Source organism: Cronobacter sp. HA18006 (assembly GCF_011605445.1).
GTDB classification, from domain to species: Bacteria; Pseudomonadota; Gammaproteobacteria; order Enterobacterales; family Enterobacteriaceae; genus Cronobacter; species Cronobacter sakazakii.
In genome coordinates this window covers 895,922-922,137 of sequence record NZ_JAANQB010000011.1, presented here as the reverse complement: position 1 = coordinate 922,137, position 26,216 = coordinate 895,922, and the positions used below count along the sequence as shown (strand labels likewise).

The following is a 26,216-nucleotide window of genomic DNA, read 5'->3' as shown; positions in this document are numbered from 1 at the left end:
TGTCCCGGCAGGCTAACTTTCCAGTCGCTATACTGAGGCAAAGCCCGTTGCGAGGAAAATAATGAGAAGCGTAAAAGTGTATCAGGAAGCCTGGCCGCTCCATTCGCCGTTTGTGATTGCCCGCGGCAGCCGCAGCGAAGCGGTGGTGGTTGTGGTGGAGCTGGAAGAGGACGGCGTGAGGGCGGTGGGCGAATGTACGCCGTATCCGCGCTACGGCGAGAGCGCAGCCTCGGTGATGGCGCAAATCATGACTGTGGTGCCGCAGCTCGAAGCGGGGCTGGATCGGGCCGGGCTACAGAAATTACTGCCCGCGGGCGCCGCGCGCAACGCTGTCGACTGCGCGCTCTGGGATCTCGACGCGCGCCGCGCGGGCGACACGCTGGAAGCGTATTTACAGGTCACGCTGCCGGAGCAGCACACCACCGCCCAGACGGTAGTGCTGGGCGCGCCGGAACAGATGGCGAGCAACGCCGCGCTGCTGTGGGAGAAGGGCGCGCGGCTTTTGAAAATCAAACTCGACGACACGTTTATTACCGAGCGGATGGTCGCCATTCGCGGCGCGGTGCCGGAGGCGACGCTGATTGTCGATGCCAACGAATCCTGGCATGCGGAAGGGCTGGCGGCGCGCTGTCAGCTGCTGGCGGATCTCGGCGTGCAGATGCTGGAGCAGCCGCTACCGGCGTCCGATGACCGCGCGCTGGAAAACTTTATTCATCCGCTGCCCATCTGTGCCGATGAAAGCTGCCACACGCGCGGCAGCCTGAAGACGCTCGCCGGGCGCTACGAGATGATCAACATTAAGCTCGATAAAACCGGCGGTCTGACGGAGGCGCTGGCGCTCGCGCGTCAGGCGACGGAGGAAGGATTCGGGCTGATGCTCGGCTGTATGCTCTGCACCTCGCGCGCCATCGGTGCCGCGCTGCCGCTGATCCCGCAAATGCGCTTTACCGATCTCGACGGCCCGACCTGGCTTGCGGTGGATGTCGAGCCTCCCTTACGCTTTACGCCCGGTCAGCTCTATCTACATTCTGACGTCGGACCTCAGCTTTCATCGTCGTAGTGCAGCAATGCGGTCATCGCCGCCAGATAACGCTCGGTGGCGTCGTCGGCGGAGATGGCCGGAAACTCGGCGGTGATACAGGTTAAGCCCAGATCCGCGCACCAGCTGCCAAACGAGCCCGGCGTTTCATAACCGACGCTGGTGACGTGCGGCAGGCCAAACGCGTCGGCGAGCCAGCGGCCCAGCGGCGTCTGCTGCGGATCTTCTATACAGCCCAGTGGATCGTGAAACGACACCACCCAGGCGGGTTTAAGCTGGTGAATTAACTGGCACAGCGCGGCGGTTTCCGGCTCCGAGCCCGGCTTTTCGCCGGTGGAGAGCGTCACGTCACGCGCCTCGGCCGCACTGTTCCAGCGATAGACGGTTTCGCCCGGCTGCCAGTTGGCCGCCGGAAAATTGCGGTTGAGATCGACCCCGCGGGCATTGGCGCGCAGGCCGAGCTGACAGCCGTCCGGATTCACCGCCAGCACCACGTGATGCCGCCGGTGCGCGGGCTCCAGCGTGCGCAGCGCGCAGGAGAGCGTCACCAGCGCCGCGTTTTCATCACCGTGCGTGCCGGCGATGATAAGGCCCGGCGCGTGCTGCGCTTCGGGTGCCGGGAACCAGAGCAGCGGCGCGCCGAGCGCCGATTCGCCATAACGCCTGGCATCGTCAGGTAAAGCGCCGCGCCGGGCGCGCGGTCGAAGCGGAGTCAGCGTGTTCATAGTGTGTCGCCATCAAAAGGTGATAACAGGAGTGTTGACGACATTTGACCGAAATTCAACAGCCTGACGGTGGTTTGCCCATTGCGCGTTATTTAAGCGTACAGGCTTTAACGCTTTGATCTGACGCGGGGTGAGCGCGCAAAATCGCGGTCTGTGGTTTGCAATTTATATTCATCCAACAAATAATTCCCCGACAGCGCCCGGAGAGAGCGGTTCGGCGCGGGACCACGAGAACGAGGACCTCATGAAAATTCCTGTAAGCTTTACCCTGAGCGCATTATGGGTCGCGAGCGCGCTGACCGGCGCGTTTGCCGCCGACGTGCCGCCCGGCACGGCGCTTGCCGAACGCCAGACGCTGGTACGCCACCTGAAAGACGAACCCGCCTCGCTGGATCCGGCGAAAGCGGTGGGGCTTCCGGAAATCCAGGTGCTGCGCGATCTCTTTGAAGGGCTGGTGAACCAGAACGACAACGGCGAGCTGGTGCCGGGGGTGGCCACGCAGTGGCAGACCAACGACAACCGCATCTGGACGTTTACGCTTCGCGACAACGCGAAATGGTCTGACGGTACGCCAGTGACGGCCCAGGATTTCGTCTACAGCTGGCAGCGCATGGTCGACCCGAAAACCACCTCGCCGTTCGCCTGGTTCTTCGCGCTGGCGGGTATTGAGAACGCGCAGGCGATTATCGACGGTAAACAGGCACCCGCGCAGCTTGGCGTGAGCGCGCCGGATGCGCATACGCTGAAGGTCACGCTCGATAAACCGCTGCCGTGGTTCCCGTCGCTTGCCGCCAACGCGGCGCTCTATCCGGTGCAAAAAGCGAATGTGGAGCAGGGCGGCGACTGGACGCGCCCCGGTAAGCTGGTCGGCAACGGCGCGTTCGTACTTAAAGACCGCGTAGTCAACGAAAAGCTGGTGCTGACGCCCAATACCCACTACTGGGATAACGCGAAAACGGTGCTGACGCAGGTGACCTTTTTACCGGTCAATCAGGAATCCGCCGCTACCAAGCGCTATCTCGCGAATGATATCGACATCACCGAATCCTTCCCGAAAAACCTCTATCAGAAGCTGAAAAAAGAGATCCCGGACCAGGTCTTTACACCGCCGCAGCTTGGCACCTATTACTATGCGTTTAACACGCAGAAAGGCCCGACGGCGGACCCGCGCGTGCGTCTGGCGCTCAGCATGACCATCGACCGTCGACTGATGGCTGAAAAAGTGCTCGGCACCGGCGAGAAACCGGCCTGGCGTTTTACGCCGGACGTGACCGCAGGCTTTACGCCCGCGCCGTCAGAGTGGGAACAGATGAGCCAGCAGGAGTTAAACGCGCAGGCGAAAACGCTGCTTCAGGCCGCAGGTTACGGCCCGGCGCGTCCGCTTAACCTGACGCTGCTCTATAACACCTCTGAAAACCACCAGAAAATCGCCATCGCCGTGGCCTCGATGTGGAAAAAGAATCTGGGCGTGGACGTGAAGCTGAAAAATCAGGAGTGGAAAACCTATATCGACAGCCGCAATACCGGGAATTTCGATGTGATCCGCGCGTCCTGGGTGGGGGATTATAACGAGCCGTCCACGTTTCTTTCGCTGCTGACTTCCACGCACAGCGGGAATATTTCGCGCTTTAAAAACCCGGATTACGACAAAGTCCTGCAACAGGCCGCACAGGAGAATTCGGCCAAAGCGCGCAATGACGATTACAATAACGCCGAGAGAATTATCTCAACACAGGCACCGATTGCGCCGATTTATCAGTACACCAATGGCCGGTTAATTAAACCGTGGCTGAAAGGTTATCCAATTAATAACCCGGAAGATGTGGCCTACAGCCGCACCATGTATATCCTTAAGCATTAACGCATGTCCGGCGTCTCCATTGTGGCAGGCGCCGGACACGTTTTCTGCCTCAGTCCGCAGTTATTTTTCCGCTTCAGGGTGAATGAGCGCGAGCTCCTCCACGCGGCGCTGGTTCATATTGATGACGCAGCTTAACGCATGGGCGGCAAGCCAGGGCGTACCCGCGGCCGAGGCGCTCGCTGCCGTACAGAACGCGTCTCTGGCGTCCGTCCACTGCTGCTGACTTATCTTTAACGCCTCGACCATCTGGGTGCGCCGTGCCTCATCGCCCTGCGGCCAGCGGGTATAGTCGAAGTTTTGCAGCTCAGTGACTTTGGCGTTAAACGCCTGCTTAAGGGCATTATCTGAGGCCAGTCCCGCCGCTTCGAGACACTCACCGCTGTTTTCGCCCGCCTGTTGAGTGCAGGCCTCCGCCGCCGCGCTACGTGTGATCTCAACGGCCAGCGCGCACAGCGGATTTAACGCCAGCACCAGCAGCGCACTATTTATCAGGTTTTTCACAAGAGTGAATTCCAGTCTGAGGGAAGATATAGACGCGTCACGTCGTCACCAGGCGGCGTGTTTGTTGAGTATTTTCCCATGCCTGACAGGAAAATACTATGCGAAATGCCTTACTGGTCAGTGCTTTTGAAACGGGCAATAAAGCAGTTTGCATTTACGGCGATAACCACACCGGCCCACGCTTTGCCGGTGATTACCCGCGCAATGCGTATTACTGTTCACGATAGTTTGCCAGAACCGTGCGTTATAAACGGTGGTGCGGTACAGAGTAAGCTCGACGGGGTGATTATTAACGGTAATGGATGCGCCATTAATAGACAATGTGTCGCCAGATGATAAATAAAACGTCGCCTTATATCAGAGAATAAGTTTAAAAGATTGTTGCGATGAAATTAAGGTAAATACAGAATTGGTGTCGGTGCTTACTACTGAATCAACCACCCGCCAGTTCATTCGACTCTCCATATGATTTCACGTGCTTAATTGGCGTGCGCATCGGTTAATGATGCAGGTAGTTCAATTGTAACGTGTGAAAAGTGAATTTTTGCGAGGAAACGACGGGGAGTGAATGAGAGAGTAAAGAAACATCATATATGCTGAACAATTATTGCTGTTTTTCACGTCTTTATAATTTAAGGACGTAATTGTCACGCGTCATTTAAATTGATATGCAAATAGTTTCAGTGTGGCAATAATAAAAATTAGAAGCGAATTTCGGATAGCCTTTCTGAAAAACCGAAGTGAGTTATTAATTGCATACCAACTGGTCAAATTCTGCATAGAAATTCATTTTCGCTGGTGTAACGTTATTGTGAAAAAAATTTAACTTAAGGAAAGTGTTCGTTTGATCAAAAAGTGATCATCCGAGGCGCTTCAGGTGCAGCATAAAGTCATCCATGCGCCTGATGACGGCTCAGGCGCTACCGGACTGTCCGTTATTCAAAGTGCGCTTAACTGGCGATAAAGCAGGCCCGCGTTTTTATCCAGTTCGGGAAAAAGACTTTGCGGCCAGAGGTCGGGAAGGGTGTCGCTGTAAGCCAGCGCGACAAATTTTTCAGGCTCGCTGACGCTGTAGCTGAAACTCGAAAAGGTGGTAGCGGTTTTAACTTCCACATCCGCAAGTTGCGGCGTAGCGCCGTCGCTGATGCGCCAGACATACAGCAGTTCTACATCACGAATGCTCATTTCACTCATCACGCGGGCCACATCGTCACGATGCGCTTTGCGCCAGCGTAAAGTCGTGTTTTGTTCGACCATCTCATTACTGTGCGCGCGAAATTTGTCGGTCAGTTTGGCGAGTTCCGGCGCGGGGAGTTTACAGGAATAGAGCACGACATCACGTCCGCGTGCATCTTCAAAGCTACGCCAGGCGCCCTGCACGCAGTCGGTACGTGACTCAAAAGCCTGGCCGAGAGATTGCTCCCCCGCGCTGAGGGATTTCACCTGGTCAATGCTGTCCGCATGACACCCTTGCAACAAAAACACTGCCCCGACGACTGCCAGAAGGCCGGACCGCTTCATCTCACTCTCCCTTTGCCTGTAAGCGCGATGGCACGCACCCTCGCTTCAGGTGTGATCGTTGGCTGGTGTGACGTAGCTGGTGCCAGCCGCAGGTTACTGCTTTCATGCATATCAGTTATCGGCCGCGTTTCGTATCGCTTTAATTTTATTAATGAAGTCACAATGGCCAGGCCAGCGACGCCGCCGCAGAAGGCGGGCGTGGGCTACACTTGACATATCACAGTCACTTGGGGAGCCGATATGCCTTCTGTTCAGTTGCATCTGAAAGACCGCCCGGAGGTGGATTTTACCGCCACCTACAGCGTGAGTGAACCCAGTGCGGTAAACGGGGAGACGATAAAAACGTTTGAGATCGATAAATCCCAGCAGATAAGCGCATTCGCCGGGTTGCGTCAGGGAGAACGTCTCTTTTTTGTTTTGCCAAGCGGAGAAGCGCAGGAGGTCTTTTTAACCGCTGAAACGCCGGAAACGCTGGTGTTTAGCAGTGAACGCTGACGCTAGAGCGGGCAGGGATACCGGGCGAGAAACGTAAAAAAGGAGAGCATTGCGCTCTCCTTTCTCTCTTTAATGCTTCATGTTTCATGCATCACAGGTGCCCTGTAAGACCTCTCAGTGCACGCTGTTTAGCGTCAACCGCTGTATCAGGAGCGACCGCCGCCGTGGCTGTGCTCGCCACCTTTACGCCCCGCTTCAGAGGCGCGTTCACGGTCATTTTTAAAATTACCCCCGCTCTGCTGGCCACCTTTATGACCTGCTTCAGATGCGCGTTCCGGGTCGTTTTTAAAATTACCGCTGCTGTGCTGACCGCCTTTCTGGCCTGCTTCAGACGCGCGCTGACGATCCTCTGCGAAATTACCTGAACCACCACGATGCTGAGTCATATCATTCTCCTCATGTTGTTGGTCATACTTATTACAGCAGTGCGGGACTGCTATCGAAAAGGTATTGATAACTGTAGGTCAGGGTATTTTATTTCGCAAGTTTTGAAGGCGAAAATATAACGTTATGCAGAAAAGTGGCTGAATTTTAGTGAAATTTTATCTACTCTCGTATTTATATTTTTGGTGCTTCATCGGTCCGCTTGATTTTATTTTTTCATTAAAATACGAAGCGGCGGTATAAATAATAATCACAATGTTTCGAAAGTAAGATAATTAATATTATGAATGGGATTGTCATATTTTGACGTATTTATAGGGAGACGATTCACGTGCCACTCAAGGCCAGCAGAGACCGATGCGCAGGCCGCGCACGGCAGGGCGGAAGTGACAGGACGGAACGGACGGCAAGGGCAGTGCGGCAGAAATGGGGGTTCATCCCTGAACCCGGTTCCCTGGTGATGGCAAAGCGTGTCTCAGCGGATACTGAGGTATGAAATAAGCGTAGACGGGAAATTTATAGCAACAAAATTATTTTTCGGTTCAGGCATTTTTTGATGCATATAACCGGTAATGCGGCTTTTACAATGTCTATTAATACACATTCTAATGAATTGAACATGTAAAAATAATAATCCACGAAGTTACAGTGGTTATTTTGCAAGGCGTTGTACACCTTGCAGTATCCGTCATTTTCTCTTTTACGCGCCATTTCCAACGGCGATTATATCCACTGAGCGATATATTCCGGCTCCACCGGACGTGAGAAGAAATAGCCCTGCGCCTCATCACAGCCAAACTCCAGCAGCAGACGGGCGGTTTCGGCATCCTCCACGCCTTCCGCGAGCACCACGTAATCCAGCTCCTTAAGCATCTGGATAACGTTACGCACGATGATCTGACTGCTGCGCTCCTGCGCGATGCTCGAGGTGAGCGAGCGGTCGAGCTTAATGATATCGATAGGGATGCGGCGCAGGTAGTTGATGTTGCTGTAACCCGCACCGAAGTCGTCCAGCAGGATCTTAAAGCCGCGCAGTTTGAGCATATCCATTTCACTGAGCGCGGTTTCGCTCTCCAGCGCCTTTTCAGTCTCCAGACATTCAATACGAATATCGTTTGTTGAAAGCCCGGCGCGCAGCACGCGCTCTTCCAGCGCATCGGCAAAACCGCGGCGGGAGAGATCGCTGACGCTGATATTGACTGACAACGGCAGGGTCACGCCCTCTTTGCGCCATTTCTGGAGCTGTTGCAGCGCCGCGCCAATCACCCATTGCGTTATCTCTTCCATCAGGCTGGTATTTTGCGCGAGCGGAATAAACACGCCCGGCGGGATATCGCCGCGGGTCGGGTGACGCCAGCGGAGCAGCGCTTCCGCGCCGACCGCCCGGTTAGTGCTGAGCTTAATTTTGGGCTGATACATCAAATAGAGCCCGCGGTTTTTGGCGATACTCTCGCTGAGATCGTGCAGTAGCTGGAAATCAACGTTGCGCTTCTCATCGCGCTCTGCGTCAAAGGCCATATGGCGCTTGTTAAGCCAGATAGCTTCATGCACGGCGCTGATGGCGCGACGCAGCGCCTCATTGGGCGTGGTTTTCTCCGGCTGCCAGGCCACTTCACCTGCAAAGATATTGAGCCGGATATTGATGCCCTGCAGCATGCGCGCGTTCACCAGCGGCAGCACTGCGGCGTTGCGGCGAATGGCTTTTTGATTGCGCGTTTTTAAAAGCAGCGCATAGCGGCCTGTCGCCACGTTATAGAGCACGGTGTCGCTTTTCAGCCGTAGCTTCATGCGCAGTAACGGGCCGAGATCGTTAAGTAGCGTCTCAAGCGCCGGCATGCCAAGCGAGCGCGCCAGTTCATAGGCGGTCGGCATGTCGATGCAGTCGAAAATCATTAGCGTGTAGCGCTCAGTACTGCCGCTCTCACACAGCCGCTCCATATCGGCCAGCAGTTTCTGACGGTTCGGCAGGCGGGTCACGGGATCTAAAAATCCGACCGCGTTTAAGGTTTCAAGCCAGGCGCCGGTCAGCCCGGCAATCAGCGAGAGCGTGCGGGCGCGCTCGTCGTTAAACGGCTGCGCCACGGTATCCGTCATGCCGATAATGCCGGTCAGGCTGCCGTCACGCGTGCGCAGCGGTGCCAGCGCGTAGAACCGTACGTCAGGCGAGGCGATGACCAGCGGGTGCTGATGCGCCTGCGCGTCAAGTGTGGTATCGCTGCACCACACCGGCTCATTTTGGGGGCATAACGGCTGCGTTAAGACTGCCGCATCGACCTGGAGCGGCTCAGGATGTGCCAGATGTACGGGCAGGCCCGCTTTATCCACCACGGCAATAAAACAGCCCGGAATGCCGAGCGCGAGGCTGGCAAGCCTTGCAAATTGCAGCAGAACCGGGTCCTGATGTCCGTGCTTTCCCCGGAGCATATCCAGGGCTGCCATGCGTCTGGCATCTTTTCTGTCGATGTGGCTAAACATAGGGTGCTACCTTCAAGCACGGCTTCTTTTAGGGCGCTAACGCCTCGGGGCTCTGACGGTCAACGCGGGCGTTGGGTTATCTGCATCATCGGCAAGGGGACGCGGAGCTTTAACGCTATGTGCGCGTTTTCTCCACGCGTTAAACCGGCGCAGCCTCGCGGAACCTCCAGCAGACGCTGACAACGACTGCGGCCGTCAGGCTCAGAAATAGCGGCGCGCTGGCCACTTCATACAGGCAAAACACCACCAGGCGATGATATTCAGGCCCGGCAGCGTCAGTAACAGCGCCATCGACCAGCCGAAGCCTGCGCGCGTGGCGATTTTGTAAGAAGGGATAAAAATCAGCAGCCAGACCATAAAGGCCAGCGCCAGCGTGGGTATTCCAGGCAGCATAACGTTCTTCCCCGTCCATTTTCAGAAGGTTATCGGCAGGCGAGGGGAGAAGTTGAGAATTTTCTGAAAGCTATCAGCGAACGGCAAGCACCGTCAGCGGCGCGCGCAGCATGGTAAAGAGCTGAAACTGACTGGCGTCGGAGACATCGCGCAGCACATCGCCGTTGCGGTAGACCAGATTTTTGATATGCCCGAGCTGACGCCACACCACTATCGCTGAGGCAATAAGCGAACAGTTCTGTTCCGTCTGAATACACTCAAGCGTGGCGTACTGTGATTCATCCAGTTGATTAATAAAGACCTGTAGCGCATCGGCAGGAATAATGGCTTTGATGTCATCGAGCATAACGTCGCTGACGGCATGGGAAAGACGTAACGTAACGCGCGTGGTTCTCATTGCGACAGACTGGCCCTGAGTTGTAAAATTTATGGGTAGGCTGACGTTAACACATCGCGCGCAGATTTGATTCATCCTTGTTTACAGCAGGGATACAGTGAAGCAGATCAAGTTTTTCTGCGCGGCGGCCCGTACGGACACTTGATCTGCGTCATAAAAAATCGCATATTGCGACCGCCTTCTCAGTATGGATACGCAATCATGACGCTCTATCAACATATGCTCGTGTTTTACGCCGTCATGGCGGCAATCGCGGCGCTCATTACCTTTTTTATCGCGAAAGACAAAACCAGCATTAAGCTGCTTTGCGCGACGCTTATCGGCGCGACCTGGCCGATGAGTTTCCCTGTCGCCCTGCTGGTGGCGCTGTTTTAATCCTCAACGGCATCGCTTCGGCTTGAAATTCCTGCGCAATGTATCACCATAAAGCCAGTTGAATCACCGGAGTGAATTATGCTGCCTGAAAATTATCCCTCCCGTAGCGATGCGGAAAAACGCCTGCTGGCGGTGAACGCCGCCCTTGAACTGATCAAAGCCTCTGTGGCGGCCCCGAATGGTTATGAAGGGCGCGATAAGCTTGCCAAAGATATCGAATATACCCGTCACCACCTGGCTGAACTGGCGGACGCCATTCAGGCCGCGCTGGAAAGCCGTTGAGCGCACGCGGCGACGTTGAACTGAACATCAGGAGATACGATGGAGGCCATTAAAGGCTCTGAAGTCAATGTGCCGGACGCGGTCATCGCCTGGCTGCTGGACGGCCACGGTGGCGTGAAACCATTGCAGGATGACGCTGTTATCGATAAAGACCATCCCTGCTGGCTGCATCTGAATTATGCCAACCCGGAAAGCGCGCAGTGGCTCACTGAGACGCCGCTGCTGCCGAATCTGGTGCGCGACGCGCTGGCGGGCGAAAGCCTGCGCCCGCGCGTCACCCGCATGGGCGACGGCACGCTGATTACGCTGCGCTGCATCAACGGCAGTACCGATGAACGGCCCGACCAGCTGGTGGCGATGCGGCTTTACATCGACGAGCGGCTTATCGTCTCCACGCGCCAGCGTAAAGTACTGGCGCTCGACGATATTATTCACGACCTCAACGAGGGCAGCGGCCCCGCGGATGTCGGCGGCTGGCTGGTAGACGCCTGCGATGCGCTGACCGACCACGCCAGCGAATTTATCGAAGAGCTGCACGACAAAATCATCGATCTCGAAGACAATCTGCTCGAAGAGATCGTGCCGCCGCGCGGTGTGCTGGCGCTGCTGCGCAAGCAACTGATTGTGATGCGGCGTTATATGTCGCCGCAGCGCGATGTTTTTTCCCGCCTCGCCAGCGAGCGTTTTAGCTGGATGACGGACGATCACCGCCGCCGGATGCAGGATATCGCCGACCGTCTTGGCCGCGGCCTGGATGAAATCGATGCCTGCATCGCGCGTACCGCAGTCATGGCCGATGAGATTTCCCAGACGATGCAGGAGTCGCTGTCGCGGCGCAGTTACACGATGTCTCTGATGGCAATGGTCTTTTTGCCCAGCACGTTTCTCACCGGCCTGTTTGGCGTCAACCTCGGCGGTATTCCCGGCGGCGGCTGGCATCTTGGGTTTAGCGTGTTTTGCGTGGCGCTGGTGCTGCTGATCGGCGGTGTTACATGGTGGTTACATCGAAGTAAATGGTTGTAAAAAAACGTATTTCGAGCGAGAACTGAACGAAAAATCCTCACGACTTTGAGCGATATCAAGAAATGGCACGTCGTTTCACGGCATCATTCTTGTCGCAGGTGAATGCAACGTCAAGCGATGGGCGTTGCGCTCCATATTGTCTTACTTCCTTTTTTGAATTACTGCATAGCACAATTGATTCGTACGATGCCGACTTGTTTAAGTCGGCTTTTTTTTGCCTGCGTTTTACTCTCTGCATTCTGGCACACCCGCGCCGCGCTTTTCCCTTCTGTGACGCATCTTCTACGCTTAGGGTATCTGCCATGTAAAGAGGAAGCGACTATGCAGCATCTGTATCAGACCCGCATGAGCGATCCGGTGCCCATCGATCCCGTACCGGTGCCGGACCCGATCCCAACGCCGCAGCCCGTGCCCGATCCCCCATCACCCGACCCGCGTCCTATCGACGACCCACCGCCGCATATGCGTTAAGCGCGCAAAAAAAAGCCCTCCGCGGGGAGGGCATCAGCCTTATTTGATTTCCAGCACGTCGAGGCGCTGCATCGGTGGCGCCGCGTCATCTTCCGGTGCCCAGCCCGCAGGCATCATCGGGATCTCTTCGCGGTCGAACGCCAGATCGCCGCCGTTCACCACCTCAGAGCCGTGATGAATACCTTTGAAATCGAACAGTTCGGTGTCGCAGAGGTGCGACGGCACCACGTTCTGCATCGCGCTGAACATGGTTTCGATACGGCCCGGATAGCGTTTATCCCAGTCGCGCAGCATATCGGCGATCACCTGGCGCTGCAGGTTGGGCTGTGAGCCGCACAGGTTGCACGGGATAATCGGGAAGCCTTTCGCCTGCGAGAAACGCTCAATATCTTTTTCACGGCAGTAGGCGAGCGGGCGAATCACAATGTGCTTACCGTCATCGCTCATCAGCTTCGGCGGCATGCCTTTCATTTTGCCGCCGTAGAACATGTTCAGGAACAACGTTTGCAGAATGTCGTCACGGTGATGGCCGAGCGCGATTTTCGTCGCGCCAAGCTCGGTCGCGGTGCGGTAAAGAATGCCGCGGCGCAGGCGTGAGCAGAGCGAGCAGGTGGTTTTCCCCTCCGGGATCTTCTCTTTGACGATCCCGTAGGTGTTTTCCTCAACGATTTTATATTCCACGCCAAGCGATGACAGATACTCCGGCAGGATATGCTCCGGGAAGCCCGGCTGTTTCTGGTCCAGATTCACCGCCACCAGCGAGAAATTGACCGGCGCGCTCTGCTGTAAGTTGCGCAGAATTTCGAGCATTGTGTAGCTGTCTTTACCGCCGGAGAGGCAGACCATAATGCGATCGCCTTCTTCAATCATGTTGTAATCGGCGATGGCCTCTCCGACATTGCGGCGCAGGCGCTTCTGCAACTTGTTGAGGTTGTACTGCTCTTTTTTGCTAATTTCTTGAATTTCAGACATTTAAAAGTGGCTCAGTTCTGCGTTGCGGCGCGCCCTGGCGGATTGCCCGGCGCGCGAATTCACTGTTGGCTTGCCCGCGCCCGGCGGATATCGCCGCTTGCGCCAGCAGGCCCGAATATTGTTCCTGTGCGTGGCGTGTATGGTACGGATTACCGCGACGAATACCAGCGCGTTTTACACCACACACCCCTGTTTTGAAGCCGTAACATTTTGCTGCCACACTGAGAAAGACCGCATGCCGGGCTGTGGAGCCAGCGGCAGGGGAAAACCAACACGGGAGGGGCTATGCGTCTGGCGTCTTATAACGTAGAAAACCTGTTCGATCGCGCGCGCGTCATGTCGCAGAGTAGCTGGTCGCAGGGGCGGCCGGTGCTGGAAAAGTTCGCACGGCTGAATGAACTGCTCGGCGAAATCACCTACAGCGAGGCCAGTAAAAAAGAGATGGTGAAGCTGATGGTGGCGCTCGGGCTTGAGAAATCAGACACCGGGCCGTTTGTCATTTTGCGTCGCAACCGTGGCAACCTGCTGAAACGCCCGCGCGACGGCGGTATCGAGATTATCGCCAGCGGCCGCGCCGACTGGGTCGGCTCGCTTGAGCTTATCGAATCGCCGGTCGATGAAGTCGCCATGCGCGTCACCGCGAAAGTGATGAGCGATCTTAACGCCGATGTACTGGCGGTGGTGGAGGCGGAGAGCCGTCCGGCGCTGGCGGCGTTTAACCAGGAGATTATCGCGGCGCTCGGCGGCGAGCCGTTTCGTCACGTCATGGTCATCGACGGCAACGACACCCGCGGTATTGACGTTGGCCTGCTTACCGGCGCGAACTATCCCATCGGCCTGATGCGCAGCCACGTGGACGATCGCGACGCGCGCGGCCAGCTGATTTTTTCGCGCGACTGCCCGGAATATTCGGTGCCGCTGAAAAGCGGCGACACGCTGTGGGTGATGGTGAACCACCTGAAAAGTAAAGGCTACGGCGGCAAAGCGGAGTCCGACGCCAGGCGTAAAGCGCAGGCGCAGCGGGTGGCGGAAATCTACAAGTCGCGCCGCGATGCCGGCGAGCAGTTTATTGCGATTGCAGGCGATTTCAACGACACGCCAGAGAGCGACGCCCTGGCACCGCTGCTCAAAGAGACCGATTTGCGCGACGCTTTCACGCACCCGGCGTTCGATAACGGCGGATACCCCGGCACCTGGGGCAACAGCGCCAAAAACAACAAGCTCGATTACATTTTGCTGTCGCCCGCGCTCTGGGAGCGCGTCATCGCAGGCGGCGTTATCCGCAAAGGCATGTGGCCCGGCGAGCGGCCAGTAAAATGGGAGGTTTACCCGGAGCTGAAAAAGCCGCAGCAGGCTGGCTCCGATCACGCGGCACTTTGGGTAGATCTAAATATTTAAACCAGCGGCGACAAAAAACGGGCTACGCGATATCAGCGCTGGCCCGGATTTATCCGCGTTTTCTCATCGGGTGAAAGAATAATAAAAGCCAGCACGCCGCGCGTTATATTTTCCTCTTTTTATAGTCGAATTATTTACCGCTAAGATACAGTTATATAAAAAGTTATCCGCATAGCTCTCCGCCTCGCTAATAACGCGCCTGGCGTGCTTTCAATCCGCAAAAATAACCCCCCGCAGCGGATAAAAATTACCCGTCTGGTTTCCCGCTTCGCTTGCATAAATATCTCGTCAACTATACTGAAACCTGATTTCATCGTTGGCGCTGATAAGCGTCAGGTTCCTGAAACCCGGATGTCTTTCGCGTTTTAAAGGCGCGAAATGAAAAGAAACAGGAGAACAAACCATGACGACACGTCCACAACCGCCATTCCCGGAACAGCAGCAGAATGTCCCTGGCAGCACCACCAAAATGCAGCCGCAGCCCGATCACGGCGAAACCAGCTACAAGGGCTCAGGCCGTCTCACCGGTAAAGCCGCCATCATCACCGGCGGTGATTCCGGCATTGGCCGCGCGGTCGCCATCGCGTATGCCCGCGAAGGGGCCGATGTGCTTATTTCGTATCTCGATGAGCATGACGATGCCAAAGACACCGCGCGTCTCGTGGAAGAGGCGGGCCGCAAAGCGGTGCTGGTGCCCGGCGATATCACCGACGCCACCCACTGCCGCGCGCTGGTGCAAAAAGCGGCTGATGAATTCGGCAAAATTGACATCGTGGTCAATAACGCGGCGTTCCAGATGACCCGCGATTCGCTGGATGAAATCAGCGATGAAGAGTTCGACCGCACCATGAAAACCAACCTCTACGGCATGTTCTGGATCTGCAAAGCGGCCGTGCCGCATATGCCCGCGGGCGGCTCAATCATCAATACCGCCTCGGTCAACGCCGACCAGCCGAAGCCAAAGCTCATCGCGTATTCCGCTACCAAAGCGGCTATCGTGAACTTCTCCGGCAGCCTGGCCGCATTGCTTGCCGAAAAAGGCATTCGCGCGAACGCCGTCGCACCCGGCCCCATCTGGACGCCGCTGATTCCGTCCACCATGCCGCCGGAACAGGTCAAGGAATTCGGCAGCCAGGTGCCGCTGGCGCGTGCCGGTCAGCCTGCTGAACTGGCACCGGTCTATGTGATGCTGGCAAGTGACGAGGCAAGCTACGTCTCGGGCGCGACCGTCGCCGTCACGGGCGGCCAGGCGGTTATCTGATAAAAAAGGAGAGAGGGATGCTCAACTATCCGCTTACGCTGACGACGCCGCTCGCGACCCACATTTTTGGCGGCACGCGCATCAAAACGCAGCTCGGTAAGGCGGAACTGCCGGAATCGCGCATCGCGGAAACCTGGGAAGTGAGCGACGTCGACGGCATGATAGCGACCGTCACCAATGGCGAATACGCTGGCATGTCGTTGCGTGAGCTGGCGACGCGCTATCCCGATGAACTGGTCGCGCCAGGCTGGCGCGGCCCGTACTTTCCGCTTCTGAGCAAATTTATCGATGGCAGCGGCATGCTGCCGGTGCATCTGCACGCCAACGACGACATCGCGCAGCGTCTCGAAAACCAGCCGAATGGAAAAACCGAGGCCTGGCATATTCTCTGGGCCGCACCCGGCGCGACCTGCCTTGTTGGTATCAAAACCGGCGTCAAAAAAGAGGCGATCCGCGAAGCGTTACTGGCGGGCGATTATGACCGCGTCATGTACCGCCTGCCGCTCAAAACCGGCGATACGATCTATGTGCCGGGCGGGCAGTTGCACTCCTTCGGGCCGGATACGCTTATCTATGAGATCGAACAGACGTCTGATATTCAGCAGCATGCGATGCCGTGGAATATGGAAGATGGCTCGCCAGTGCCGCCTGACGAGCAGGCGCGTAACATCGATAAACTGCTGGAAGAATTGCGCCCCGAATTGCTGACCCAGCCGCAGCGCGGGCTGGTGCTGGAGGAGTGCGAGGCCGTCCAGCGTCTGCTGTGCTGCGCAGGTCCTTATTTCGCGCTGGAGCGCTGGCGCTTCGATACCTGCTACGACTACCACTTCTCCTCGGTGCGCATTGTCACCAATATCGGCGCGCCGGTGACGATTCACACGCCTGGTAACGCGGTGATGACGCTTGAGCGCGCGCAGAGCGTGATTCTGCCCGCCGCGCTCGGCGAGGCGGAGTTTTGCGGCAAAGGGGAGTTGCTGGTGAGTTACGTGCCGGATCTGGCGCAGGAGATTGTCGCGCCGCTGCGCGCGGCAGGCTACCCGCAGACGGCCATCGACGCGCTTGGTGATATCAGCGGACGCCTGCGCTAGCGCGCTGTTTCTCAAGCCGCCGGTAGAGCGTACTGCGCGAGACGCCAAGCTTACGCGCCGCAAGGCTCATGTTACCGTTCACGCTCTGCAAGATGGCGTCCACATCCGGCGCAGCGTTCTCTGAAGGCTGCGCCGGTGCTTTATGTCCGGCCACAGAACAATAGGGGGGCGGCAGGTCGTTTAACGTGACAACGTCACCATCGTCCGCCAGCGCCAGCAATACTTTCAGCAGGCTCGCAAGCTGGCGCACGTTTCCCGGCCACGGCAGACGCGCGATATGCTCAACCAGATCGGCAGACAGCGTGACGCCGCGGCGCGCCCCGCCCAGCTCCTGCCACAGCCGCTGGACAAAACGCGGCAGCGCGGGCCACTCGCGCAGCGGCGGAATGCGCAGCCGGTACTCTTCAATCCGGTAAAAGAGATCTTCGCGAAACGCCCCGCGCGCCACCATCTCGTCCAGCGGACGGTGGGTCGCGCAGATAAGCGTAAAGGTCACCGGTACGGCGCGGGTGCCGCCGAGCGGCACCACTTTTTTCTCCTGCAACACCCGCAACAGGCGGGTCTGCATGGCAAGCGGCATATCGCCAATTTCATCCAGAAACAGCACGCCGCCGTCGGCTTCGCGGATTTTACCGATATAGCCGCGGCTGCTGGCACCGGTAAACGCGCCGGGCTGATAGCCGAAAAGTTCCGACTCAATCAGTTGCTCGGGCAGCGCAGCACAGTTAATGGCGACGAATGGGCCGTCGCGCCACTGGCTCTGTTGATGCAGGCGGCGGCTCAGGTGTTCTTTGCCGCAGCCGGTTTCGCCGGTAATGCACAGCGCGATGCCTGCGTTCAGCAGGCGCAGCGCTTTGGCGGTTTCAACGCCGCTCTCTTCTTCCTGAGAAATCGCGGGATACGCGGCCCAGACGCGCCGCGCCGGAAGCTGACGGCGGGTGTGGTAGCGGCGCTGGTTAATGGCGGTAAGGGCGGTGTCATCACTTGCAGGCAACGCCTGCGGGAACAGCGCGTCAAGCGAAAGCGTGCCGATATGCGCGGTGGAAAGCTTGAATTCGTCCATCGCCAGTTTATTGGCGGCCACCAGCCGGTTATCGCGGAACGCCAGCAGCAACTCCTGTGCCGAGCCGAGCGCGGTTGGGTCGGTGTGCAGGCGCAGCAGCCACTGCTGGGCGTCGAGCTGCGCGATAACCCAGTCGTGCTCCAGCTGGCGCACGGCCTGGCGCATCAGGCGGCCTGCCTCGGCCACGGGCTGCCGTGCAGGCGTGGAGAGATCCAGCACGCCCGCGATTTGCCCGTCCGGGCGAAACACCGGCACGCCGTAGCAGTACAGCCCGGCGTTCTGATTGAGGAAATGCTGGCTGCCGTGGACCTCGCACGGCGCGTGCAGCGCCAGCGCCGTGCCGATGGCGTTCGTGCCGCGCGCGTGTTCGCCCCACAGATTACCGGGTGCGAGCGCCACGCGCTGCGCCTTATGCAAAAACTGGTTATTGCCGAAGGTATCCAGCACGAGACCGGTATCGTCCGTGGCGACCACAACAGACGGCGCGCGGCTCAGGCTCTCACCGAGCCGCTGCATCAGCGGGCGGGCGAGCGTTTTCAGCCAGCCATGTTGCGATCGCGCCTCTTCAAGCAGGGCGCGGCTGACAAAGGAGGTGGCGTCATAGTCGCGTGTCAGCCCGTAGCGCTGGCTGCGCTGCCAGGAGTCATTCAGCAGACACGGAAAAGACAGGTCGTCGCAGTACGGCGTTAAGCCTGCGGAGGTCAACGAGGCGCTGTGCGGCATGGCATTCTCCGGGTGGGTATATATGTTTCAAATATGTAGCATTTTGGTGTCGCATGTGTTGCGACACATGACACAGTTCCGCGACATTTTCCGTGTCCCGTGTCTGCCCTGCGCGCCGACGATTCAAAAACCTCATTCTTAACCGATTGTTTCTTAAGGTTTAATAGGGGTTTTTACCATGCCCGTCACTCTGGCATAAGACCTGCTTATCTCTGTGCGCCGCACAGATAACTGTGCTTAACCGATTGTCGCTACACTGAGGAATCTGCCATGAAATATGCTCACCCCGGTCAGCCTGGTGCACTCGTTAGCTTTAAACAGCGTTATGGAAACTTTATTGGCGGTCAGTTTGTCGAGCCTGTCGAAGGTCAATATTTCACTAACACCACGCCGGTGACGGGCGCGGTGGTGGCGGAGTTCCCGCGTTCGGGCGCAGCCGATATTGAGCGCGCGCTGGACGCGGCCCATGCCGCAGCGCCCGCGTGGGGCAAAACCAGCGTACAGGAGCGCTCGAACCTGCTGCTGGCCATCGCCGATCGCATGGCGGGCCATATCGAACAATTAGCGCTCACCGAGAGCTGGGATAACGGTAAACCGATTCGCGAAACGCTGAACGCCGATATTCCGCTGGCGGTCGACCACTTCCGCTACTTCGCCGGTTGTCTGCGCGCCCAGGAGGGCAGCGTCGCGGAAATCGATCAGTACACCGTCGCGTATCACATTTATGAACCGCTCGGCGTGGTCGGGCAGATAATCCCGTGGAACTTCCCGATCCTGATGGCGGCGTGGAAACTCGCGCCCGCGCTGGCGGCGGGCAACTGCGTGGTGCTCAAACCTGCGGAACAGACGCCGCTTGGCATTTCCGTGCTGATGGAGCTGATTGGCGATCTGCTGCCGCCGGGCGTGGTGAACGTGGTGCACGGCTTCGGGCAGGAGGCAGGCGAGGCGCTCGCGCGCAGCAAACGCATCGAGAAAATCGCGTTTACCGGCTCGACGCCGGTCGGGCGGCATATTCTGGCCTGCGCGGCGGAAAATATTATCCCCAGCACCGTCGAGCTTGGCGGAAAGTCGCCTAATATTTACTTTGCCGACATTATGCAGGCAGAGCCTGAATTTATCGAAAAAGCGGCCGAAGGGCTGATTCTGGGCTTCTTTAACCAGGGGGAAGTGTGCACCTGTCCGTCCCGTGCCCTGATTCAGGAATCGATTTACGAACCCTTTATGGAACGTGTGCTGGCGCGTATGGCCAACATTCGTAAAGGCGACCCCTATGACACTGACACCATGATTGGCGCGCAGGCCTCTCAGGAGCAGTTCGACAAAATTCTCTCTTACATCGATATCGCGCGCGGCGAGGGCGGCCAGATCCTCGCGGGCGGCTCGCGTGTGAACCACGGCGCGGCGCTGGAGAAGGGCTTCTATATTGAGCCAACGCTGATTAAAGGCGAAAACGAGATGCGCTTCTTCCAGGAAGAGATCTTCGGGCCGGTTATCGGCATCACCACCTTTAAAGACGCTGACGAGGCGCTGAAACTGGCTAACGCCACGGAATTTGGTCTCGGCGCGGGCGTCTGGACGCGTGATACCAATCTCGCGTGGCGCATGGGTCGCGAAATCAAAGCGGGCCGCGTCTGGACCAACTGCTACCACCTCTATCCGGCGCATGCCGCGTTCGGCGGCTACAAGAATTCCGGCATTGGCCGCGAAACCCATAAAAAAGCGCTGGAGCATTACCAGCAGGTGAAAAATGTGCTGGTCAGCTATGACATTCAGCCTCTGAACCTTTTCTGATCCATCCGAACGACCTGTTAACGAGGTAACTGATGAAAGTGATGAAAATGAAAGCGGCCGTGGTTAAGGCCTTCGGGCAGCCGCTGGAGATTCAGGAAGTGCTGGTGCCGGAAGTCACACCAGGTAAAGTGCTGGTGAAAATCGCGGCGACCGGCGTGTGTCATACCGATCTCCACGCGGCGGAAGGTGACTGGCCGGTGAAACCGAATCCGCCATTTATTCCGGGCCATGAAGGCGTGGGGCATGTCGTGGCGGTCGGCCAGGGCGTGACGCACATTAAAGAGGGGGATCGCGTGGGCGTGCCGTGGCTCTATTCCGCCTGCGGGCACTGCGAACACTGTCTCGGGGGCTGGGAAACGCTTTGTCACAGCCAGCAAAACTCAGGCTATTCGGTTAACGGCAGCTTTGCCGAGTATTGTCTGGCAGACGCCAATTATGTGGGCATCCTGCCGGATAACGTCGAGTTTACCCATATCGCGCCGATCCTTTGTGCGGGGGTGACGGTTTATAAAGGGCTGAAAATGACCGACACCAAACCGGGTGACTGGGTGGTGGTTTCCGGCATCGGCGGGTTAGGGCATCTGGCGATTCAGTACGCCAACGCGATGGGGCTGAACGTGGCGGCGGTGGATATTGATAACGATAAGCTGGAGTTTGCGAAACGCCTCGGCGCGCAGGTGACGGCCAACGCGCTGGAGGTCGATCCGGGCAGCTATTTCCATGACACTTTCGGCGGCGCGCACGGCGTGCTGGTAACGGCGGTGTCGCCAAAAGCGTTCGCCCAGGCGACCACCATGATGCGCCGCGGCGGTACAATGGTGCTGAACGGCCTGCCGCCGGGTAAATTCGATCTCTCTATCTTTGATATGGTGCTGGACGGCACCACGGTGCGTGGCTCGATTGTCGGTACGCGTAAAGATCTCCAGGAGGCGCTTGATTTCGCGGGCCATAATAAAGTGGCGGCGGAAATTGCGGTCGAGCCGCTGGAGAATATCAACGATATTTTCGACCGTATGCGTAACGGGAAAATCACCGGTCGCATCGTGGTGGATATGTCGCTGTAAAAATAAGCGCCGCAGGGAGGCGGCGCTTATTACATCTCATTCTGATGAGAATCATCTGTCATTGTACTTTCATAAATAATCACGTTGCGTCATTGCATCCATATGGTCAGGTTGCAGGTATAAATATTTCTCATTAAGGTGTGGGTTTTTCTGACTCAAGGAAAGGTCATGTTCGGCTTATTACATAAACTACCGTGGCAGATGCCTGCGCTTATTCTTTTCTGGTGTATTAACTGGTTTATTACGATTTTCCTTCTGGCCGTTGCGAATAAAACCCATCACCCGTCGCTTACCGGCGCAGCCATCTGGTTTAATATGCTGTGGGTGTGTGCGTATATTATCGATTATTACGGACGCACGGCGTTTCATACTCAGGAGCGCAAACGTCTGAAGGGTTTCTTGCCGCGTAAGCAGTACAGCAAAATGAAAGCCTCGGTGTCGTTGTCTCGTACCGCCATGCTTACTATCTCCGTAAGCTTTTTACTGGCGGTCGCGCATGCCCCTGGCATTATCGTCTGGTCTCTGGTGGCTGCCTCTTGCTTTTTCGGCGCGGGCAGCCTGACGCTCTCTTATCTGTTTTGCCTTTCGGTCCTCTCCCCGCGCGCCGCGTCGTTACTGAGCAAAGCACTGACGCTGCTGCTGGCGCTGGTGCTGTTTTTTGCCAGAATGATCGCCAGCGGCACGTTGCTTGAATCCTGGGATATTTCTGTAGCACTACTCCCGTATACCACCTGGTCTCTGACATTATTTTTTGCGGCATTCATTGTGGTGAATATTGCCTATGTCGTTGTGATTGTGATTGCAGGCGTAATGGAGGCGAACCTGAAAAAACGCAAGAAACTCGCCAAACTCTCTCTGGACAGTCAGTATATATTTGTCGTGGTATTTACCTGCATTCTGTCGGGATTAATGATAGCGAATGTCCGCACCCTGGGCGGCGCGTTATTAAATTACTTTTATCAGTTTGATACCCGCACGACGTTTCGCTGCGGCGATCGCTACCAGACGATTTATGAACTTGGTGAAAAGGCGCGTTATTTAGCGGTGGGGGAAAATCAGTACCGTGGGTTTTTCCTGAAAGACGGGGATTTACACGGCGTGGCGGTGAAATGCACGACCGGCGATAAATTTACGTGGTATCGGGTATTAAGCCGCGAGGAGCTTGGCGAAAACGCCCCTGCCAAAAACAGGGGCGATAACGATAAGCGCTAAATTACTCGCTGACTTTCTCGGCTTTGCCGGCGAGCTGCGCCAGGAAGTCGTAGCGTTTTTGCAAATCAGCGGCGGCATCTTTCCAGAGCTGTTCGGCCACCTCCGGCTGCTGCGCGTTGAGGCGACGGAAGCGCTGCTCGGCGAGCAGGGTTTCCGCCAGCGCGTCTGACGGCGGGCGGGAATCGAGCGCCAGCGGCAGCTTGCCTTCGTCGGCGCGGCGAGGGTCGAAGCGGTAAAGCGGCCAGAACCCCGTCGCGGTAAGCTGGCGCATCTGATCGTGGCTCAGCGCCAGATCGTAGCCGTGCTCCTCACAAGGGCTGTAGGCGATGATCAGCGACGGGCCGGGGTAGGCTTCCGCCTCCTGAATCGCTTTCACCGTCTGGTTAAGCTGCGCGCCCAGCGAAATCTGCGCCACGTAAACATGCCCGTACATCATCATGCTCACGCCGAGATCTTTACGCGCCTTGCGCTTGCCGTGTTCGCCGAATTTCGTCACCGCGCCAAGCGGCGTGGCTTTCGACGCCTGTCCGCCGGTGTTGGAATAGCACTGCGTATCGAGCACCAGGATATTGACGTTCTCGGTGAGACTCAGCACATGATCGAGGCCGCCGAAACCGATGTCATATGCCCAGCCGTCGCCGCCAATCAGCCAGATCGATTTTTCCACCAGCGCGTCGGCGTCGGTCAGCAACTGCTGCGCGCCTTCCACGCCCTGTAACTGCTGGCGCAGCTCTGCGACCTGTTCGCGACGCACCTCCGGCGTGGCGTCAGTTTGCAGCGCCTCATACAGCGCAGGCGTGAGTTTATCGGCAAACTGTGTGAGCAGGCGCTGCACGCGTGCCTTATGCTGATCGACCGTTAAGCGAAAACCCAGACCGAACTCCGCGTTATCCTCAAACAGCGAGTTCGCCCACGCCGGGCCGCGGCCATTGGCGTCGGTGGTGTACGGCGTCGAGGGCAGGTTGCCGCCATAAATCGACGAGCAGCCGGTGGCGTTGGCAATCAGCAGTCGATCGCCGTAAAGCTGGGTCAGCAGCTTGATGTAGGGCGTTTCTCCACAGCCGGAGCATGCGCCGGAATATTCAAACAGCGGCGTGATGAGCTGCGAGGTGCGAATGTCGATACGCTCAAGCGAGCTGCGATCGATTTCCGGCAGGTTCAGGAAGAAGTCATAGTTGCGTTTCTCTTCCTCCACGTGCTCCAGACGCGACATCATATTAATCGCCTTGATCTCGGGGTTCTGGCGGTCTTTCGCCGGGCAGACCTCGACGCACAGGTTGCAGCCGGTGCAGTCTTCCGGCGCGACCTGCAGCACATATTTCTGGCCGCGCATATCGCGGGATTTCACATCCAGCGCGGCGAGCGAGGCGGGCGCGTCGGCAAGTGCTTCCGGCGCTACCACTTTGGCGCGGATCGCCGAGTGCGGGCAGGCGGCGACGCAGTGGTTGCACTGGGTGCAAAGCGCCTCTTTCCAGATGGGGATCTCTTCCGCGATATTGCGTTTCTCCCACTGGGTCGTGCCGAGCGGCCAGGTGCCGTCCGGCGGCAGCGCCGAGACCGGCAACGCGTCGCCAAGCCCTGCCAGCATCGCGGCGGTCACCGTTTTGACAAAATCGGGCGCGGCGTCGGAAACCACCGGCGGGCGCAGATGGCTGGTCTCATCCACCGGCTGGCGCGCCACCTCGAAGAGCGATTCGCGGGCCAGCGCCAGCGCCTGCCAGTTGCGCTCCACCAGCTCCTGGCCTTTGCTGCTGTAGCTTTTGGCGATGGCACCCTGGAGCGCCTCCAGCGCGCTGTCGCCCGGCAGGATCTGCGTGAGATGGAAAAACGCCATCTGCATCACGGTGTTGATGCGCGCGCCGAGCTGGCATTCGCGGGCGATTTTCGCGGCGTTCACGACAAAGACGCGCGCGTTTTTGTTATTCAGCACCGCCTGGACTTCCTGAGGCAGCTGATGCCACACCTCATCCGGCGCGTAAGGCGTGTTAATCAGAAAAATACCGCCGGGTTTCAGGCGCTCGGCCATCTGATATTTATCGATAAACTGCAACTGATGGCAGCCGACGAAATCCGCCTGGCTTACCAGATACGCGGAGTTAATGGGCCGCTCGCTGACGCGCAGGTGGGAAACGGTCAGGCCGCCCGCTTTTTTAGAGTCATAAACGAAATAGCCCTGGGCGTACCACGGCGTCGCGTTGCCGATAATTTTAATGTTGTTCTTGGTGGCCGAGACGCTGCCGTCGCTGCCCAGCCCGTAAAACAGCGCCTCCAGGCGCGCGTGAGAGGGCAGCGTATTCTCCGGCAGCGGCAGGGAGAGATGCGTCACGTCGTCATAAATCCCGACGGTAAAGCGCGGTTTCGGTTTTTCGGCGCGCAGTTCATTAAATACCGCCAGTACGCAGTCCGGGCCGAACTCTTTGGAGGAAAGCCCATAACGGCCGCCGATGACGCGCGGCAGGCTGTCGCGCTCGCCGCGGTTAAAGGCTTCCGCCAGCGCGGTCATCACATCCAGATAAAGCGGCTCCGCCTGCGCGCCAGGCTCTTTGGTGCGATCAAGTACCGCGATGCGCTGGACGCTCTGCGGCAGCGCCGCCAGCAGGTGACGCGCGCTGAACGGGCGGAACAGGCGGACTTTCAGCACGCCCACTTTCTCGCCCTGGGTGAGCAGTTCATCCACCACCTCTTCGCAGGTACCGCTGGCGGAACCCATCAGGATAATCACCCGTTCGGCCTCCGGGTGGCCGTAATACTCAAACGGCCGGTACTGGCGGCCCGTGGCGGCGGCGAAATCGTTCATCGCCTGTTCGACATGGTCATAGACCGCGTCATACCAGGGGTTGGTCGCCTCGCGGGACTGGAAATAAGTATCCGGGTTGGCGGAGGTGCCGCGGATCACCGGGTGTTCCGGGTTGAGCGCGCGGGCGCGGTGGGCGTCGATTTCCGCCTGCGGCAGCAGGGCGCGGATCGTGTCATCGGCGAGCGGCGCGATTTTGTTGATTTCATGTGACGTGCGGAATCCATCGAAGAAATGAATAAACGGCACGCGGCTTTTCAGCGTGGCGATATGGGAGATCAGCGCGAAATCCTGCGCCTCCTGAACGCTTGCGGCGCACAGCATCGCGCAGCCGGTCTGGCGTACCGCCATCACGTCCGAATGATCGCCGAAAATAGAGAGCGCATGGGTAGCGACGGTACGCGCCGCCACGTGCAGCACAAAAGGCGTGAGCTGGCCCGCGAGCTTATAGAGCGTCGGGATCATCAGCAGCAGGCCCTGGGAAGACGTAAACGAGGTGGAGAGGGCACCGGTCTGGAGCGCGCCGTGGACGGTCGCGATAGCGCCCGCCTCGGACTGCATCTCGACCACGCGCGGGACGTCGCCCCAGACGTTTTTCATCCCGTTGCCGGCCCAGGCGTCGGCCTGTTCCGCCATCGTGGAGCTCGGCGTGATGGGATAAATAGCGATAACTTCACTGGTGCGAAAAGCGACTGAAGCGACTGCGCCGTTGCCGTCGATAGTAATCATAAAAGACCCTTACATTGCGCAACATTGTCAGATCTGTGCGGACGCAACAGACCCTGTAGTAATAAGGGAATTTTAGCAAAGCCCTGAAGCCGGGATTTTCGTTTTTGTGTACTGACTATTCGCGAGGTGAATCATTTCATGCGCAGGATCAAGAGAAAGAGGCCGAAAAGCGCAAAAAA

At 57.7% G+C, this 26,216-nt stretch carries 22 protein-coding genes and 3 pseudogenes; 13 read left to right on the top strand and 12 right to left on the bottom strand.

Translation table 11 applies throughout. From position 1 onward, the window contains the following. Window positions 1-61 precede the first annotated feature (61 nt). Window positions 62-1,060, top strand: a complete 999-nt coding sequence (ycjG, locus tag G9X48_RS06110) for an L-Ala-D/L-Glu epimerase (protein WP_085045975.1) — start codon at window positions 62-64, stop codon at window positions 1,058-1,060. Here the strand turns inward: ycjG and mpaA are convergent. Continuing rightward, on the bottom strand, window positions 1,042-1,764 hold the full coding sequence (gene mpaA / locus G9X48_RS06105; protein ID WP_015386685.1) for a murein tripeptide amidase MpaA: 723 nt from the start codon (window positions 1,762-1,764) through the stop codon (window positions 1,042-1,044). The genes ycjG and mpaA overlap by 19 nt on opposite strands. 244 nt (window positions 1,765-2,008) lie before the next feature. On the opposite strand from mpaA, the gene G9X48_RS06100 reads away from it, so the two are divergent. After that, window positions 2,009-3,625: an ABC transporter substrate-binding protein gene (locus G9X48_RS06100; RefSeq protein ID WP_012124640.1), complete on the top strand. Its 1,617-nt coding sequence runs from the start codon at window positions 2,009-2,011 to the stop codon at window positions 3,623-3,625. A gap of 60 nt (window positions 3,626-3,685) precedes the next feature. Here the strand turns inward: G9X48_RS06100 and G9X48_RS06095 are convergent, their stop codons facing one another. The 3 genes and pseudogenes from G9X48_RS06095 to G9X48_RS06090 form a co-directional block, all read right to left on the bottom strand. After that, window positions 3,686-4,126: a lysozyme inhibitor LprI family protein gene (locus tag G9X48_RS06095; RefSeq protein WP_032989438.1), complete on the bottom strand. Its 441-nt coding sequence runs from the start codon at window positions 4,124-4,126 to the stop codon at window positions 3,686-3,688. 117 nt (window positions 4,127-4,243) lie between these two features. Beyond that, a pseudogene (gene iraM / locus G9X48_RS21635) lies at window positions 4,244-4,579 on the bottom strand (anti-adapter protein IraM). Between the two features lie 486 nt (window positions 4,580-5,065). Continuing rightward, complete coding sequence (locus G9X48_RS06090; protein ID WP_080818413.1) at window positions 5,066-5,647, bottom strand: hypothetical protein; 582 nt, start codon at window positions 5,645-5,647, stop codon at window positions 5,066-5,068. A 240-nt stretch (window positions 5,648-5,887) separates the two neighbouring features. Here G9X48_RS06090 and G9X48_RS06085 point away from each other — a divergent pair, with 240 nt between their 5' ends. After that, on the top strand, window positions 5,888-6,142 hold the full coding sequence (locus G9X48_RS06085; RefSeq protein WP_004387314.1) for a hypothetical protein: 255 nt from the start codon (window positions 5,888-5,890) through the stop codon (window positions 6,140-6,142). A gap of 146 nt (window positions 6,143-6,288) precedes the next feature. Here G9X48_RS06085 and G9X48_RS21415 read toward each other — a convergent pair. The 5 genes and pseudogenes from G9X48_RS21415 to G9X48_RS06065 all read right to left on the bottom strand — a co-directional run. Then, window positions 6,289-6,340: pseudogene (locus tag G9X48_RS21415) on the bottom strand (stress-induced protein); the annotation flags it as partial. A gap of 26 nt (window positions 6,341-6,366) precedes the next feature. After that, window positions 6,367-6,528 (bottom strand): annotated as a pseudogene (locus tag G9X48_RS06080) (general stress protein); the annotation flags it as partial. A 721-nt stretch (window positions 6,529-7,249) separates the two neighbouring features. Further along, the gene (locus G9X48_RS06075) at window positions 7,250-9,001 is read right to left on the bottom strand and encodes an EAL domain-containing protein (RefSeq protein ID WP_004387316.1); all 1,752 of its coding nucleotides are present in this window, start codon (window positions 8,999-9,001) and stop codon (window positions 7,250-7,252) included. Window positions 9,002-9,202: 201 nt separating this feature from the next. Then, complete coding sequence (locus G9X48_RS06070) at window positions 9,203-9,394, bottom strand: hypothetical protein (protein ID WP_004387317.1); 192 nt, start codon at window positions 9,392-9,394, stop codon at window positions 9,203-9,205. 73 nt (window positions 9,395-9,467) lie between these two features. After that, window positions 9,468-9,791 (bottom strand): hypothetical protein, encoded by a 324-nt coding sequence (locus tag G9X48_RS06065; protein WP_004387318.1) that lies wholly within the window; start codon window positions 9,789-9,791, stop codon window positions 9,468-9,470. 201 nt (window positions 9,792-9,992) lie between these two features. Here G9X48_RS06065 and G9X48_RS06060 point away from each other — a divergent pair, with 201 nt between their 5' ends. The 4 genes from G9X48_RS06060 to G9X48_RS06045 all read left to right on the top strand — a co-directional run bounded on the left by G9X48_RS06060 (window position 9,993) and on the right by G9X48_RS06045 (window position 11,942). After that, window positions 9,993-10,166 (top strand): GhoT/OrtT family toxin, encoded by a 174-nt coding sequence (locus G9X48_RS06060; protein ID WP_004387319.1) that lies wholly within the window; start codon window positions 9,993-9,995, stop codon window positions 10,164-10,166. Between the two features lie 78 nt (window positions 10,167-10,244). Next, window positions 10,245-10,448, top strand: coding sequence for a hypothetical protein (locus G9X48_RS06055; protein WP_004387320.1), 204 nt, complete (start codon window positions 10,245-10,247; stop codon window positions 10,446-10,448). 39 nt (window positions 10,449-10,487) lie between these two features. Continuing rightward, window positions 10,488-11,471, top strand: coding sequence for a zinc transporter ZntB (zntB, locus tag G9X48_RS06050; protein ID WP_004387321.1), 984 nt, complete (start codon window positions 10,488-10,490; stop codon window positions 11,469-11,471). Window positions 11,472-11,792: 321 nt separating this feature from the next. Beyond that, on the top strand, window positions 11,793-11,942 hold the full coding sequence (locus G9X48_RS06045; protein ID WP_004387322.1) for a hypothetical protein: 150 nt from the start codon (window positions 11,793-11,795) through the stop codon (window positions 11,940-11,942). Between the two features lie 39 nt (window positions 11,943-11,981). Here G9X48_RS06045 and ttcA read toward each other — a convergent pair whose 3' ends face one another. Next, window positions 11,982-12,914 (bottom strand): tRNA 2-thiocytidine(32) synthetase TtcA, encoded by a 933-nt coding sequence (gene ttcA, locus G9X48_RS06040; RefSeq protein ID WP_007868124.1) that lies wholly within the window; start codon window positions 12,912-12,914, stop codon window positions 11,982-11,984. A 285-nt stretch (window positions 12,915-13,199) separates the two neighbouring features. Here ttcA and G9X48_RS06035 point away from each other — a divergent pair, with 285 nt between their 5' ends. The 3 genes from G9X48_RS06035 to G9X48_RS06025 all read left to right on the top strand — a co-directional run bounded on the left by G9X48_RS06035 (window position 13,200) and on the right by G9X48_RS06025 (window position 16,661). After that, window positions 13,200-14,312, top strand: coding sequence for an endonuclease/exonuclease/phosphatase family protein (locus G9X48_RS06035; protein WP_097641296.1), 1,113 nt, complete (start codon window positions 13,200-13,202; stop codon window positions 14,310-14,312). 403 nt (window positions 14,313-14,715) lie between these two features. Continuing rightward, window positions 14,716-15,573, top strand: coding sequence for an SDR family oxidoreductase (locus tag G9X48_RS06030; RefSeq protein ID WP_097641295.1), 858 nt, complete (start codon window positions 14,716-14,718; stop codon window positions 15,571-15,573). 17 nt (window positions 15,574-15,590) lie between these two features. After that, window positions 15,591-16,661 (top strand): class I mannose-6-phosphate isomerase, encoded by a 1,071-nt coding sequence (locus G9X48_RS06025; RefSeq protein WP_004387326.1) that lies wholly within the window; start codon window positions 15,591-15,593, stop codon window positions 16,659-16,661. Here the strand turns inward: G9X48_RS06025 and G9X48_RS06020 are convergent. Further along, on the bottom strand, window positions 16,642-18,447 hold the full coding sequence (locus tag G9X48_RS06020; protein WP_105629558.1) for a sigma-54-dependent Fis family transcriptional regulator: 1,806 nt from the start codon (window positions 18,445-18,447) through the stop codon (window positions 16,642-16,644). The genes G9X48_RS06025 and G9X48_RS06020 overlap by 20 nt on opposite strands. 270 nt (window positions 18,448-18,717) lie before the next feature. Here G9X48_RS06020 and G9X48_RS06015 point away from each other — a divergent pair, with 270 nt between their 5' ends. From G9X48_RS06015 to G9X48_RS06005, 3 genes are all read left to right on the top strand, one after another. Continuing rightward, window positions 18,718-20,238 (top strand): aldehyde dehydrogenase family protein, encoded by a 1,521-nt coding sequence (locus tag G9X48_RS06015; RefSeq protein WP_007850080.1) that lies wholly within the window; start codon window positions 18,718-18,720, stop codon window positions 20,236-20,238. Between the two features lie 32 nt (window positions 20,239-20,270). Beyond that, entirely contained in the window at window positions 20,271-21,302 is a 1,032-nt protein-coding gene (gene adhP / locus G9X48_RS06010) for an alcohol dehydrogenase AdhP (RefSeq protein ID WP_007868098.1), read from the top strand. 168 nt (window positions 21,303-21,470) lie between these two features. Next, entirely contained in the window at window positions 21,471-22,514 is a 1,044-nt protein-coding gene (locus G9X48_RS06005; RefSeq protein WP_007868097.1) for a hypothetical protein, read from the top strand. Between the two features lies 1 nt (window position 22,515). Here G9X48_RS06005 and nifJ read toward each other — a convergent pair whose 3' ends face one another. Beyond that, window positions 22,516-26,037 (bottom strand): pyruvate:ferredoxin (flavodoxin) oxidoreductase, encoded by a 3,522-nt coding sequence (gene nifJ / locus G9X48_RS06000; protein ID WP_097641293.1) that lies wholly within the window; start codon window positions 26,035-26,037, stop codon window positions 22,516-22,518. Window positions 26,038-26,216 lie beyond the last annotated feature (179 nt).